Raw genomic sequence first — 14,933 nt, forward strand, 5'->3', positions numbered from 1 at the left:
GTATGGAACAGGATATCGACAGCAGAGACATAATAAGCCTTCCGGATACACTGCCGGTGCTGCCGTTAAGGGATATGGTTGTATTCCCATACATGATTATACCCCTATTCGTTGGAAGGGACTTCTCCATCAAAGCCATAGATGAGGCCCTATCCAAAGACAGGGTAATCGTAACGCTAACACAGAAAAAAGCGGATATCAATGAACCAGAAGAGGATGATCTATACCACACAGGCACGGCCTGTCTGATATTGAGAATGCTAAAGATGCCCGACGGACGGGTTAAGGTTCTGGTTCAGGGACTAAAGAAGGTTAAGGTCAAAAACTTCACACAATTCAGGCCGTTTATAGAGGCAGAGGTCGAAGAGAAGGTTGATGTGCCCCCCTTAAGCGAGCATGAGGAGATGGAGACAGAGGCCTTAATGAGGGCCGTAAAGGATCAGCTGCAACAGCTATCCGCATACAACAAAAACATACCCAACGATATAGTTGTAATAGCCAACAACATCGAAGAGCCCGATAAGTTCACAGACATCATCGCAAGCAACCTGCAGCTAAAAACGCATGTGGCCCAGGAATTGTTGGAGATACCGCTTGTTATAGAGCGACTAAAAAGGTTAAACGAGATATTGGATAAGGAGCTTCAGCTCTTGGCGCTTCAAACAAAGATACAAAACCAGGCCAAGGAGGAGATCTCCAAAACCCAGAAGGAATACTTCTTAAGAGAGCAGATGAAGGCCATCAAAAAGGAGTTGGGCGAAGGGGACATATCGGATGAAATAGAGGAGTTAAAAGAGAAGATAAAGAAGGCCAAGATGCCCAAGGAGGCGCAGAAAGAGGCCGAAAAGCAGCTCTCAAGACTTGCGAAGATGCACCCCGATTCGGCAGAGGCCAATGTCATACGGACATACCTGGACTGGCTAATAGCCATGCCGTGGAATAAATACTCCAAAGAGAAGATCAACATAAAAGAGGTGGAGAAGATACTAAACGAGGACCATTACGACATAAAAGAGGCAAAGACCAGGATATTGGAGTACCTCTCCGTTAAAAAACTAAAGAAAGACATGAAGGGGCCCATACTTTGCTTTGTCGGACCCCCCGGTGTGGGTAAAACCTCGCTGGCAAAATCCATAGCCAGGGCAATAAACAGAAAGCTGGTCAGAATATCGTTAGGCGGCGTAAGGGATGAGGCCGAAATAAGGGGACACAGAAGGACATATGTCGGGGCATTGCCTGGAAGGATCATACAGGGGCTAAAGCAGGCAGGTGTAAAGAACCCCGTTTTTGTATTGGATGAGATAGACAAGCTATCAAGGGATTTCAGTGGAGATCCGGCAAGCGCACTGCTTGAGGCATTGGACCCTGAACAGAATAGCGAGTTTGAGGATCACTATCTGGGGGTTCCATTCGATCTATCGGAGGTGTTCTTCATAACCACCGCCAACACCACAGAGACCATACCGCCCCCACTGCTTGATAGAATGGAGGTTATAAGGCTGTCTGGATACACGACCGAGGAGAAGATGAAGATAGCCAAAAAATACATAATACCCAAACAGATCAAGGAGCACGGTTTAGATAAGTTCGATGTAAAATTCACAGACGGGGCAATCAGAAAGATCATAGAGAATTACACAAGAGAGGCGGGCGTAAGGAACTTAGAGAAAACCATAGCCAAGGTGTTGAGAAAGATCGCAAGGCAGATAGCCGAAGGCTCCAAAGAAACCAGCTTCCAGATAACATCAAACAACCTAACCAAATACTTAGGCGTGGCACCGTTTAGCATAGACGAAAAACTGGATAAGGACTATGTGGGCATAGCCACAGGCCTTGCATGGACGCCGGTCGGTGGAAGCGTGCTGTTTATCGAGGTTTCGAAGGTTAAAGGCTCGGGCAAACTGCTCCTAACAGGCTCACTGGGCGATGTAATGAAGGAGTCGGCCCAGGCCGCATTGACCTTTGCAAGGAGCAGATACCAGGATCTGGGGCTGGATGAGGACTTCTATGAGAAATACGACCTGCATATACATGTGCCTGAGGGTGCAACGCCAAAGGACGGGCCGAGTGCCGGTATAACCATAGCAACGGCCATTATATCGTGCTTAACAGAGATACCCGTAAAACACGATATAGCCATGACCGGCGAGATAACGCTAACAGGAAGGGTTCTGCCTATAGGCGGATTGAAGGAGAAGACACTGGCGGCCTTAAGGGCAGGAATCAATGAAATCATTGTGCCTTACGATAACAAGAAAGATGCCGAAGAGGTGCAAAACCAGATAAAGTCCAAAAAACTCAAATACCACTTCGTAAAAACCATGGAAGAAGTGCTTAACAAGGCACTTATAAGACCTATAAAGTGAACTTTGAAAGCTTTTTGGCCTTTAGATACATAAAATCATCCAGGGGGAAGGAGAAGTTTATCTCCTTTTCCGCCTTGATGTCCATTTTAGGCATCATTATAGGCGTTGCAGCACTGATCGTCGTTATGGGGGTGATGAGCGGCTTTGACAATGAACTGCAGCGCAAGATCATCGATGTGAGCCCCCATGTTATCGTAAAAAACATCTCAGGCCTGTTTGATTACAACCCCGACATAATAGACAAGATAAAACACAAAAAAGGCGTAAAGTCCGTTTCTCCCCTGCTTATAACACAAGGGATGGTAAGCTCAAACAACATCTCAACCGGGGTTGTAATAAACGGCATAGACACATCGAAAGACCAGACCATAAAAAGATACATCATAAAGGGCAAGCTCAAAGGCGGTGTCGTCTTGGGCTATGAACTCTCAAAGATGTTGGGTGTGGGCATAGGCGGAACCGTCAGGATAATACTACCTTTTGGAAAAACAACACCCTTTGGCTTTGCTCCCTTATCGTTTAAAGAGAAGGTTGTTGGCATATTCAAAAGCGGTATGTACGATTACGATTCAAGCTTTGTATACATACCCATAAGAAAGCTCTGGTCTAAAACCAACTTAAAAGGCAAGATCAATACCATAGCCATAAACCTGAATGATCCATTTAAGGCGGATGAGTTCGCAGACAGTCTATCGGCTATGCTCCCCTTTAGGTTCTACTCATCAAGCTGGATAAAGCTAAACAGCAACTTCTTTGCCGCCTTAAAGCTTGAAAAATTGGCCATGTTCATAATATTGATGCTTGTTGTTGTTGTTGCAGCCTTTAACATAACAAGCTCCCTCATGATGTTGGTTATGGAAAAGACCAAGGACATAGCGATATTGAGGAGCTTCGGTGCAACAAGCAGAAACATAAAAAACATATTCATAAAGCAATCGGCCATAATAGGCGCTGTGGGTGTTGTAATAGGCGATATGCTGGGCCTTTTGTTAAGCTTTTTGCTAAAGAAATACCAGTTTATCAAGCTGCCCAGCGATGTGTATTACATAACAACCATACCGGTGGAGTTGAGCACAACGATGGTTATACTGATAAGCGTTTTGGCCTTTCTTTTGGTTGTTGCATCAAGCCTCTATCCGGCATCTAAGGCTTCAAAGCTCAATATCATAGAGGTCTTAAGGCAATGAGCATAATAGTCAAAGCCAGCGGACTGAAAAAGTCGTTCAAAAGCGGCTCAAGAACGCTATCTGTTCTAAACAACCTGAACATAGAGATAGAAAAAGGCGAAATGGTTGCCATCATGGGGGTCTCTGGTTCGGGCAAGAGCACGCTTCTGCATATACTCGGTCTCCTAAACAGGCCGGATGAGGGTGAGTTGTATTTTTTAGGCAACAAGATCCCATACGATGATGAAAACAAGCTTTCGGTTATTAGAAATAGATACATAGGGTTTGTGTTTCAGTTCTATTCACTCATAGGCGAGCTTACGGTATTGCAGAACATCATGCTCCCCTCCATGATAGGGAATAGACCCAACAAAGAGAGGGCGCTTAAGCTTCTAAAGCTTGTGGGCCTAAATAGCGATATGCAGGATAAGTTTCCCCAAACCCTATCGGGAGGCGAATTGCAGCGTGTCGCCATAGCAAGGTCCTTAATGAATGAGCCTGCTTTAATCATAGCCGATGAGCCAACTGCTAATCTTGACAAAGCCGCCTCAATAGATATAGTTAAAACCATGAGGGAAATTAACCATTCAACCAGCCAGACATTCATAATAGCAACCCACAGTGATGATGTGGCCAGGATGTGCGATAGGATTCTTTTTTTATCGGGGGGAGCATTACATGAAAAAAATTAGTATATTCTTCGTGCTTACAATAGCCATTCTTTACTCAACCTTTGCACTATCGACGCCCGTAATATCAATAAGGATCGAGGGAAACCTAAGAACAGATAAGGAGACCATAAAAAGTGCCATAAACACAAAAACAGGGGACGAGTTCTCAATAAAAAAGATAGACGATGACATACTAAACATATACAGCCTCGGCTTTTACAGGACGGTTTCTGCCTCTGCCACAGAAGGCGCTGGCGGCATAATATTGACATTCAGGGTTAAAGAGAAACCATCCGTCAGGTATATAATGTTTAAAGGGAACGACGAGATAAGCGACAAAAAGCTACAGAAGGCCTTAAAGATCAAACCGTACAACATACTAAACAAAAAGCTCATAGAGGAAACCATCAGCAACATAATGGGTATGTACGCCTCAAAGGGGATGTACCTGACAAAGATCAATTACACACTAAAGAAGGTTCCAGGAAATAGGGTCGATGTAATCTTTCACATAAGGGAGAGCAAGGAGACCGTTATAAGGGACATAAACATCATAGGAAACAAGCATATCGATACAGACGATTTAGAGGACGGATTAAAAAACCACATAAAGAAGGGGCCATACATCCTTACATTCTTGCCTTGGTTCTATACGGGCAAACTCAGGATAGACTCCTTAGAGAGCGATAGGCAGAAGATAATAGACAAATACCTCGCAAGGGGCTATTTAGATGTTGATGTCAGCGAGCCGCTTGTCAGCATAGAGCCGGATACAGGCAACATCCACATAGACATATCCATAAAGGAGGGAGAGCAATACAAGCTAAACTCCATCGGCTTTAAAAACATAGAGCCATTTAAGCCCAAACAGCTCTTGGAGGTGATAGATTTAGAGAAGAACAAGCCGATAGACATAGTAAAGCTCAGAAAGGCCATAGAGAAGATTACAGACATGTATGGCGATCTGGGATACGCATTTGCCGATGTCTATCCCGATATTAAGAAAGACAAAAAAACCCACAGGGCGGATATAACAATAGTGGTAAACAAGGGGCAGAAGGTTTACATCTCAAGGATAGAGATAACGGGCAACATCAGAACCCACGACAATGTCATAAGGAGGGAGCTCCTGCTTAAGGAGGGAAGTCTATATTCCACCACAAAGATAAAGAAATCCAAAAGAAACCTAAACAACCTCAATTACTTTGAGAATGTAAAGATAAAGACAAAGAGGGTGGCACCAAACAAGGTAAAGATGATAGTCGAGGTTAAAGAGAAAAGAACCGGTCTATTAACCATTGGTGCCGGTTATGGGTCATACTCCAAATTCGGTGTCATGGGCTCTGTATCGGAGACAAACCTATTTGGAACAGGCATTCACGGTAAGCTCTCTGCCAACATATCGGCCAAATCATCACTATTCGATTTAAGCTTAACAAACCCATGGTGGCACAACAGGCCCATCTCCATAGGCGTGGATATATTCCATCAGGAGTTTGATAATTACGATTACAAACGAAAATCAACCGGCATAGTGCCTGCCATCTCAAGGAGGTATTGGGATCAGACACTTACAATCGGCCTAAAATACTCCCTAACAAGGGACAAGATAACGCTTGATACAGACAACCCGGGATATTACCTAAAGCAGGAAGAGGGAAAACACATAGATAGCTCGCTTATACCGTTTATAACCTATAACACTTTAGACAACTATATCTTCCCGACAAAGGGTGCAAACATAAATCTGACATTGAGATTTGCAGGTCTGGGTGGTGATAGAAAGTATTACAAAGCCGTGATGTTCGGTGAATATTTCCATCCGCTATTCTGGGATTTAATCGGACACATAAAGGCTGAAGAGGGCTTCATAAGGTCGTATGCAGGAAAGGATACGCCGGTTGATAAGAGGTTCTTTTTAGGCGGCATAGACAACATGAGGGGTTTTGAGGATGGAAAACTATCCCCCAAGGACAGCGATGGCAACTATATCGGTGGCGAGAAGGAGTTTTATGCCTCTGCCGAGGTCATCTTCCCCATCCTTGAATCCTTGCACCTATACGGAGTGGTTTTTGGTGATGTAGGAAACTGCTGGACGGGTAAGGATTTTGGAAATCTAAAGAAGGATGCAGGATTCGAGGTCAGGTGGATCTCGCCGCTTGGCCCTGTAAGGATATCTATTGGAAAGAACCTATCGCCCAAGGATGGAGAAAAAAGCACTGTATTCCTATTCTCCGCAGGGGCTTTATTTTAAAGAAGGAGGGTTTGTATTATGAAAAGGGTTCTAACGGCGCTAATCATCGTTGTTCTGTTGGCAGGGTTTGGTTTAAAAGCAGAAGCAGGGAATATAGCATTTGTTAATCTAAGGATCATACTGCAGGATAGCAAGGCCGGAAAGGCGGCAAAGAGTGAGGTTGAAACACTCATAGAGGCAAAAAAGATGGTCATAGAGAATAAGACCAAACAGCTAAAGGCCATACTTAAGAAACTGAAAAACAACAAGCTGTCAAAGGCCGAAAAAGACAAACTGAAGAAGGAATACGAAACAAAATTAAACGACCTGCAGCAATACCAGGCCAAGGCATCACAGGAGGTAAGAAAGAAGGAAATCGAGCAGACCAACAAGGTGCTCAATCTTGCCATCACAACCATAAAGAACTATGCCCAAAAGCACCACATAGACGGTGTATTTGAACTGAGCCAGGGCAATGTAATCTATTGGAACGATGCCATGGATATAACAAAAACCATAATAAAATTGATGGATGAGAAAAAGAACTCCAAAAAATGAGACCGCAAGAGATAGCCGACCTTTTAGGATGTAAAGCCATAGTAAGAAGGGAGGTTCAGATAAATTCCATTGCCCCTATAGAGGCGGCAGGCGAATCTGAGCTGACCTTCCTATCCAATCCAAAATACGAGAAATACCTAAAGACCACACAGGCGGGCTGTGTAATCGTAAAACCGGATATAGACCCGAATAATTACCCCAATCTGAATCTTATCATATGTGAAGATCCATACCTTGCCTTTGCAAAGATCATACGCTTCGTTTACGGCCATAAAAAACCCACACCATACATAAGCGACAAGGCCCATATAGATGAATCAGCACAGATAGATAGCTCAGTAGCTATAGAGGAGTTTGTATACATAGGCAAGAATGTAAAGATAGGCAAACATACAAGGATCATGCCCTTTGCATATATCGGTGATAACACAACAATAGGGGAAAATTGCCTCATCTATCCCCACACAACCATCAGGGAAGACACCGTCATAGGCAATAATGTAATCATACAACCCGGGGCAGTTATAGGCAGCGACGGCTTCGGCTATGCAACGGATGAAAACGGCAACCACCTAAAGATACCCCAGATAGGCAATGTGGTCATAGAAGACGATGTGGAGATAGGCGCAGGCGCCACCATAGATAGGGCTGCACTAAAAAGCACCATCATCAAGAAGGGAACAAAGATCGACAACCTGGTGCAGATAGCCCACAATGTTGAAGTGGGCGAAGGCTCCATAATCGTTGCACAGACCGGCATCTCCGGCTCAACAAAGATAGGCAAGGGCGTGATTTTAGCAGGCCAAACCGGTATAGCAGGACATCTAAGGATCGCAGACAAAACCATAATCACGGCCAAATCCGGTATTGGCAGAAGCATCTCAAAGCCGGGTGTATACAGCGGCATACCAGCCTATGAGCACAATAAATGGCTAAAAAACAGCGTAATCATGCCAAAATTGTATGATATGCACAAAAAAATCAAAGAATTGGAAAAAATGATAAAGGAGCTTCAGGATGCTGACGATTGAAGATATTAAAAAGATGCTCCCGCACAGATATCCGTTTCTCCTGGTTGATAGGGTTTTGGAATATGAACCCGGCAACTGGATAAAGACACTAAAGAACATAACCTATAACGAACCGTTCTTCAGTGGCCATTTTCCTCAGGTGTCGGTAATGCCGGGCGTGTTGATGGTTGAAGCCATGGCACAAAGCGGCGGTATACTGGCCTTTCTGTCAATGGATGAGGAGGAATTCAAAAGATCCATAGGCGGCAAGAGGATGGTCTATTTTGTCGAGATCGAGAAGGCCCGATTCAGAAGGCCTGTAATACCCGGCGATCAGGTAATCATGGAGGTAAAGATACTGAAGCACAAACTCGATATATGGAAGATGGAAGGAAAGGCGAAGGTGGACGATAAAATCGTGGCAGAGGCAAAAATGGCAGCAAAAATAGACAGGGAGTTGGAATAATGTCAACACAGATACATCCAACGGCTATCATAGAGGATAATGTTGAGTTGGGAGAAAATGTCGTTGTCGGTCCGTTTGTCAACATAAAAAGCAATGTGGAGATAGGCGATAACACAACCATAGATGCAAATGCCTATATAGGCTCATACACAAAAATAGGCAAAAACTGCAGGATATTCCCCTCTGCTGTTGTGGGGAGCATTCCACAGGATCTAAAATTCAAGGGGGAGTTTAGCCAGCTAATAATAGGCGATAACACAACGATTAGGGAATTCTGTATGATAAACAGGGGAACGAAAGGTGGAGGCAGCATAACAAAGATAGGCAGCAATAACCTGATTATGGCCTATGTCCATATTGCGCACGACTGCATCTTGGGCAACAACATCATCGTATCCAACGCCGTTCAGTTTGCAGGCCATGTGGTGGTCGAGGACAATGTTGTTATAGGGGGCATGAGCGGCATACACCAGTTTGTCAGGATAGGAAGGTTTGCCATGATCGGCGGCATGAGCGGTATAGCTCAAGATGTTGCCCCGTTCTGTCTGGCCTCAGGCCCAAGGGCCAAGCTCCACGGTTTAAACATGGTGGGGCTAAAGAGGAGTGGTTTTTCAGCAGAGGAGATAGAGCAACTAAGAGAAGCATACAGGATTATATTCAGGAGCAACCTTACATTCGACCAGGCCTATGACAAGCTCAAAGACAGCCCATCGAAACATGTCATACACATGATAGAGTTTCTGAAAAACTCAAGCAGGGGTTTCTGCAGGGATAGATGAACACTCTCATCATAACCGGCGAAAGGTCAGCGGAAAATTACGCATCCCTTTTGATAGATGAACTAAACAAACTGGGCAGCTTTACATTCTATAGCATTTGCTCAGATATCCTGGATAAGAAAACAACCAAGATAGGGGATTACAGGGATATATCCATTATTGGTGCAAAAGAGGCCCTGGGTATACTGAAGAAGGCCCTAAATCTCCTAAGCAAGGTCAAAAACACGATAAAAAAAGAAGGTATTGGCCTTGTTATTCTGCTTGATTTTCCCGAATTCAATCTAAACATAGCAAGGTTTGCAAAAAAAATCGGGGCAAGGGTCGTCTATTACATAACGCCGCAGGTCTGGGCATGGAGAAGATACAGGATTAAAAAGCTCAACAGATACACAGACCTAACCATACCGATCCTCCCTTTTGAAAAGACATTCTTCAGATGTAAGGGATTGGCCAATGCTAAATTTTTGGGACATCCGATCGTCGACATACTCCACAACAAGGTCGGCATTCACAAAAAGGAGAACATAATCCTGCTAATGCCCGGCTCAAGGAAGAGCGAGATAGAGTTCAATTACAGGCCCATGTTTGAGGCGGCCAAGACCATACACGACAGATACGGTCAATTCGAATTCGTCTGGATATTCCCCAAGCATTTAGACCCCGATTTGGCCAAAAGACTCAAAAAAGGCTATGAGTTCATACACATAGAGAACGAACCGCATATATTCATGGATAAGGCCTATTACGGCATCCTAAAAAGCGGAACCACGACGCTTGAGGCATCCCTATTCGGTCTGCCCATGACCGTCATCTATAGACTGAGCAAACTCAGCTATAGGCTCGGAAGGGTTCTTATAAGAAACATCAATTACATCTCCCTGCCCAACCTCATACTCAACAGGGGCGTGGTGAAAGAACTGATAGAGGATGAGGCAACGGCCAATAATATCGTTGAGGATTTCGAGAGGATACACTCAAACCCTCAGCTAAAAAATTCGATGTCTGAGGAGTTGAAGGGGTTATGGCAAATACTGGGCCAATACCCAATAACACCGAGGATCGCCCAGCAGATAGCTCAACTCTTATGAAGATAGAGGCCCATCTTATATACATGGCCTTGAAGGGCTATGCAAAAACATGCAAAGTCAGCCTGATCAACGAGGGGCTAAACGATTATAACAAACCCGTTATATTTGCATTCTGGCACGAGGTCATACTGTTTACGCCTATAGCTTACGATAAGACCAGACAGATAAAGATACTGCAAAGCACCCACAAAGACGGTGTATTGGCCAGCATGGTTATAAACAAATTCGGCCTAAAGACCGTTTGGGGGTCAAGCAACAGGGAGCCCTTAAAGGCCTTCAGGAGCATGCTAAACGAGATAAAAAAGGGATACAGTATCGGCATTACACCCGATGGGCCAAAGGGCCCACCTCGAAAGCTAAAAAAGGGTATCTTAGAGCTTGCATACCTGACGAAGGCGCCCATAGTGCCTGTGGTGGGGAGATTTTCCAGCTATTTCAGGATCAACAGCTGGGATAGAATGATCATACCCAAACCGTTTTCGACAGTAAAGTACATACTAAAAAAGCCCATATTTATCCTAAAAAAGGAAGAGTTTAAGGATAAAGCCGCACAGATTGAAGGGATACTCAATGAATCAGGTTAAGGCAAAGAAACTACAGGCAAAACTAAAGCCGTTGCTTGTGCCATTTTCCTTCCTCTATGGGGCCATAGCCAATGCCATAGAAGGATATTCCTCAAGAAAGCCAAAAAGGGTCTTTTCGTCCCTAAAGGTGATAAGCATAGGCAATCTGGTGGCAGGTGGTGTTGGTAAAACCCCGCTGTCGATAAAGCTGGCAAACGCCTTATCGAATTACGGAAAGGTATGCGTTATTACAAACAACTATCCATTAAAGGACAAGGGCGTCCATCTGGTCTCCATAGAGGGTAATATATTCAAGAAACCGCCCAAGGTTAGCGATGAGCCATACATGGTTGCCCTAAAGTGCCCTTTTGCGACGGTTATAGCATCGAGGGATAGAATTGCAGCCATAGAGCTGGCGGCAGGATTCAACATAGACTTTGTTATCCTGGACGATGCACTCCATATCAATAACATCAAGAAGGATATAGAGATATGCGTGTTCGATAAGGACAAACCCTTCGGCGATGGATATTACCTGCCGGCAGGACTAATCAGAACGGCCAAGCGGGCAATAGAAAGATGCAATATAAAGGTATGCATAGACAGAAACGATACAGATAAAGAGCCGCCGTTTGAGTGTATCCAGGCAAAGCTAAGGATCAACGGTATATTTGACAAAGACTTAAAACCGGCCAAGATAGATGACAAAACGGCGTTTGCATTCTGCGGCATAGGGAATCCTGAGGGATTTCTGCATACAATAGAGAAGCTAAACATCAAGCTAAAGGGGTATGAGTTCTTCGATGACCACCACCAATACACACCACAAGACATAGAACTTATAAGAAACAAGCAGAAAGACTCAGACGCAGATATACTGATTACCACTCTAAAGGACATGGTAAAGCTAAGAAACTTAGAGAATCTCTATTACATAGACATAGACCTGCAGTTAGATATAGAAAAAATCGTAAGGGAAGTGATAGATGGATAAGGAAACATTTAAGCGACTCATTCAATATCTAAAGCCATACTGGAAGAGGCTTTTGTTTGCCTTCTTCTGCATGATGGGTGTGGGTGCCTTAAGCGGATTGGCCGCATACCTGATAAAGCCTGCCCTGGATGGCATATTCATATCAAAGAACAAACAGATGCTCATGCTCCTGCCCATAGCGATAATGTTAACATACTTTTTCAAAGGGCTTTTCACCTATCTGCAAGGCTATCAAACCCATTACATAGCAGAAAAGATACTCTTCAACATACGCAATCAACTATTTGAACATATCGTATACCTGCCCACAAAATTCTTTGACAAATACCACACAGGCGAGATTATGTCGAGGATACTCAACGACACGGAGCAGGTTCAAAACAGCATAGCCAATGTGATACCCAACACCATAAGGGAGATATTCACCATTATAGGTCTGGTCGTTGTGCTGTATGTAAACAATTACAAGCTGGCATTCATCTCCACCGTTGTATTCCCTTTGGCTGCATACCCTGTCATCCATTTTGGCAGGAAGATGAAAAAGATAGGCAAAAAGAGGCAGCTATCCATTGCCAACATCACGATGATAATCCAGGAAACCCTAACAAACATCCGCCTGATCAAGGCGTTTGCAACAGAGAAGAAGGAGGCAGATGAATTCTTAGACGAAAGCGATAGGTTTCTAAACATAAAGCTTGAGGCGATCAGGATAGATGAGGCGACAAGCCCATTGATGGAGTTCATAGGCTCTGTGGGTATAGGTGTGCTTATATGGGTTGGCGGATACATCGTTTTTAAGGGCATGCTATCGGTGGGCGGTTTCTTCTCGTTCATGGCTGCCCTGTTTATGCTTTACAAGCCGTTTAAAACCGTTGCAAAGGCAAACAATGAGATAAACACCTCGCTGGCATCAATCGAGAGAATCTTTGAGATCATGGACATGGAGAGGGAGAAATACAGGGGGAGCATAAGGTTTGAGGGCGTCAAAAAGGCCATAGAATTTGACGGTGTGTACTTCTCATACGGAAACGACAAAAAATACGCACTAAAAGACATCAATCTAACCATACCGGCAAAGAGCGTTGTGGCCCTGGTTGGCGAAAGCGGCGGTGGCAAATCCACCATACTTGAGTTGATACCGAGGTTCTATGAACCAACAAAGGGCAGAATAACCATAGACGGTGTGGATCTAAGGGAGTTTGACCTTGCAACATTAAGGAGAAAGATAGCAATAGTCTCCCAAAGGATCATGCTATTCAACAGAAGTGTAAAGGAGAACATAGCATACGGCAGGGACGATTTGACGGATGAGGACATCATAAGGGCTGCAAAGGACGCATACGCCCACGACTTCATTATGAAGCTTAAGGACGGATACGATACGAATTTGGGTGAACAGGGCGTGATCCTATCGGGGGGAGAAAGACAGAGGATAGCAATTGCCCGCGCTATCGTTAAAAACCCCGATATATTGATACTGGATGAGGCAACAAGCGCACTCGATTTAGAAAGTGAGCAGATCGTTCAGAAGGCCTTGAACAACCTCATGAAGAACAGAACGGTAATCATGGCGGCACACAGGATCTCAACGGCAATGACAGCAGATAAGATCGTTGTGATGAAGGGCGGTGAGATACTCGCCCAGGGCAGCCATCGGGAGTTGTTAGAGAATTGCGAATATTACAGAAAGCTATACAAACTCCAATCAAGCGGCGATGTTGATAGTATATAATGCCATTTTTGCAATATCCCTTATCCTATTTCTGCCCTTCATACTCATAAAATCCCTAACAGACAAAAGGCTTAGATACAGGATAATAGATAGGTTCTGGCCAAAGACCATCAAAAAAGAGGATTACATCCTGTTTCATGTCTCAAGTTTTGGTGAGGCAAAAACGATTCTAAACATCAAGGATTACTTTGAAAAAAGCCTGAACAGAGACATTGTATTCAGTGTTTTTACAGACACAGCCCACAAATTCCTAAACAAAGAACATGCCGTCCTAAGCCCGATAGACCTATATCCGCTATACTTTAAGATGTTTCGGCACCCCCCTAAGATGGCCCTGTTCTTTGAAACAGAAATATGGCCATCATACATACACTTCTTAAAAAAACGGGGGGTCAAGCTTGTTCTTATAAATGCCCGTATGTCCCGCTCCACATACAAAACATTCAAAAGATTCAGGTTTCTATTTGGCACGGCTATCCGTCAATTCGACCTGGTTATGGCCAAATCCGTAACCGATAGCAAAAAGTTTAAGCAGTTTAACCCAAACACCATCGTCTGCGGCAACATCAAACAGTTCAAAGAGAGGCGAACAGCTAAATCCAATACCAAAAGCCAATTCTTGATAGATTCGGATAAACCCATTCTGGTTCTTGCCAGCTTTCACATTGAGGAGTTTGATCTGGCAGTCAGGATAACATCAGCCTTAAGCGATGTGTTTTTTATAGTAATCGCACCCAGGCATTTGGAGGATGTTCAGGACCTTGAGAGGGAGCTTAAAAAACGGGGCATAGATTTTACCAAACGGACGGCCAAACAAAAACCCAAGGATGTGTTGATACTCGATTCAATGGGGGAGTTAGAGGATGTTTATTCAATCAGTAAGGCCTGCATAATTGGAGGGAGTTTTAATGAAAAACTAAAGGGGCACAACCCCATAGAACCGCTTGTATACAACAACTTTACCATATGCGGCCCATACATGGAAAGCTTTGAAGAGGAGCTAAACCAGCTAAAAGCCTTAAAACTAATAGAACAGGTATCCAGTTTAGATGAGATCCTAAGGGCATTAAGAAAGCCCAGGGATGTGGATGCCTCGCCATACTTCAAGAATCTGGAATATATATTGAATTGTTATATAATCAATACAAAAAATATACTTACCAAGAATTAAACATTCACTTTTTACTTGATTTTTTGAGTTTTTGTTATACAATGGAGTCATAAGTGAATTTTCGCCTCACTCCCCCTTAAGTGGGGCCTCCCCCCTGTTTCTCTCGCCAGAGAGAGCCCTATTGAACGGAAAGCAC

At 44.1% G+C, this 14,933-nt stretch carries 13 protein-coding genes; all 13 read left to right on the forward strand.

The window, feature by feature from the left end; all coding sequences use genetic code 11:
- The first annotated feature begins 2 nt into the window (after positions 1-2).
- The 13 genes from lon to D891_RS0107510 are packed head-to-tail and all read left to right on the forward strand — an operon-like array spanning position 3 to position 14,797.
- Positions 3-2,366 carry an endopeptidase La gene (lon, locus tag D891_RS0107450; protein ID WP_025270497.1) on the forward strand — a complete coding sequence of 788 codons (2,364 nt, stop codon included), beginning with the start codon at positions 3-5 and terminating at the stop codon, positions 2,364-2,366.
- A complete protein-coding gene (locus D891_RS0107455; protein ID WP_025270498.1) occupies positions 2,363-3,553 on the forward strand; it encodes an ABC transporter permease in 1,191 nt (396 codons plus the stop codon). The genes lon and D891_RS0107455 overlap by 4 nt, the downstream gene beginning before the upstream one ends.
- The gene (locus D891_RS0107460; protein WP_025270499.1) at positions 3,550-4,224 is read left to right on the forward strand and encodes an ABC transporter ATP-binding protein; all 675 of its coding nucleotides are present in this window, start codon (positions 3,550-3,552) and stop codon (positions 4,222-4,224) included. The genes D891_RS0107455 and D891_RS0107460 overlap by 4 nt, the downstream gene beginning before the upstream one ends.
- On the forward strand, positions 4,211-6,457 hold the full coding sequence (bamA, locus tag D891_RS0107465; protein ID WP_025270500.1) for an outer membrane protein assembly factor BamA: 2,247 nt from the start codon (positions 4,211-4,213) through the stop codon (positions 6,455-6,457). Before D891_RS0107460 ends, bamA begins: the two co-directional genes overlap by 14 nt.
- Positions 6,458-6,475: 18 nt before the next feature.
- Positions 6,476-6,994 carry an OmpH family outer membrane protein gene (locus D891_RS0107470; protein WP_025270501.1) on the forward strand — a complete coding sequence of 173 codons (519 nt, stop codon included), beginning with the start codon at positions 6,476-6,478 and terminating at the stop codon, positions 6,992-6,994.
- Complete coding sequence (gene lpxD, locus D891_RS0107475) at positions 6,991-8,025, forward strand: UDP-3-O-(3-hydroxymyristoyl)glucosamine N-acyltransferase (RefSeq protein WP_025270502.1); 1,035 nt, start codon at positions 6,991-6,993, stop codon at positions 8,023-8,025. The genes D891_RS0107470 and lpxD overlap by 4 nt, the downstream gene beginning before the upstream one ends.
- Entirely contained in the window at positions 8,012-8,470 is a 459-nt protein-coding gene (gene fabZ / locus D891_RS0107480) for a 3-hydroxyacyl-ACP dehydratase FabZ (protein WP_025270503.1), read from the forward strand. Before lpxD ends, fabZ begins: the two co-directional genes overlap by 14 nt.
- The gene (gene lpxA, locus D891_RS0107485; protein WP_025270504.1) at positions 8,470-9,249 is read left to right on the forward strand and encodes an acyl-ACP--UDP-N-acetylglucosamine O-acyltransferase; all 780 of its coding nucleotides are present in this window, start codon (positions 8,470-8,472) and stop codon (positions 9,247-9,249) included. Before fabZ ends, lpxA begins: the two co-directional genes overlap by 1 nt.
- Positions 9,246-10,337, forward strand: coding sequence for a lipid-A-disaccharide synthase (gene lpxB / locus D891_RS0107490; protein ID WP_025270505.1), 1,092 nt, complete (start codon positions 9,246-9,248; stop codon positions 10,335-10,337). The genes lpxA and lpxB overlap by 4 nt, the downstream gene beginning before the upstream one ends.
- A complete protein-coding gene (locus D891_RS09260; protein WP_025270506.1) occupies positions 10,334-10,921 on the forward strand; it encodes a lysophospholipid acyltransferase family protein in 588 nt (195 codons plus the stop codon). Before lpxB ends, D891_RS09260 begins: the two co-directional genes overlap by 4 nt.
- Positions 10,908-11,894 carry a tetraacyldisaccharide 4'-kinase gene (gene lpxK / locus D891_RS0107500; RefSeq protein ID WP_025270507.1) on the forward strand — a complete coding sequence of 329 codons (987 nt, stop codon included), beginning with the start codon at positions 10,908-10,910 and terminating at the stop codon, positions 11,892-11,894. Before D891_RS09260 ends, lpxK begins: the two co-directional genes overlap by 14 nt.
- On the forward strand, positions 11,887-13,626 hold the full coding sequence (locus D891_RS0107505) for an ABC transporter ATP-binding protein (RefSeq protein ID WP_025270508.1): 1,740 nt from the start codon (positions 11,887-11,889) through the stop codon (positions 13,624-13,626). Before lpxK ends, D891_RS0107505 begins: the two co-directional genes overlap by 8 nt.
- Complete coding sequence (locus tag D891_RS0107510; RefSeq protein ID WP_025270509.1) at positions 13,610-14,797, forward strand: 3-deoxy-D-manno-octulosonic acid transferase; 1,188 nt, start codon at positions 13,610-13,612, stop codon at positions 14,795-14,797. Before D891_RS0107505 ends, D891_RS0107510 begins: the two co-directional genes overlap by 17 nt.
- The last annotated feature ends 136 nt before the right edge of the window (positions 14,798-14,933 follow it).

Source organism: Hippea sp. KM1 (assembly GCF_000526195.1).
Taxonomy (GTDB): Bacteria; Campylobacterota_A; Desulfurellia; order Desulfurellales; family Hippeaceae; genus Hippea.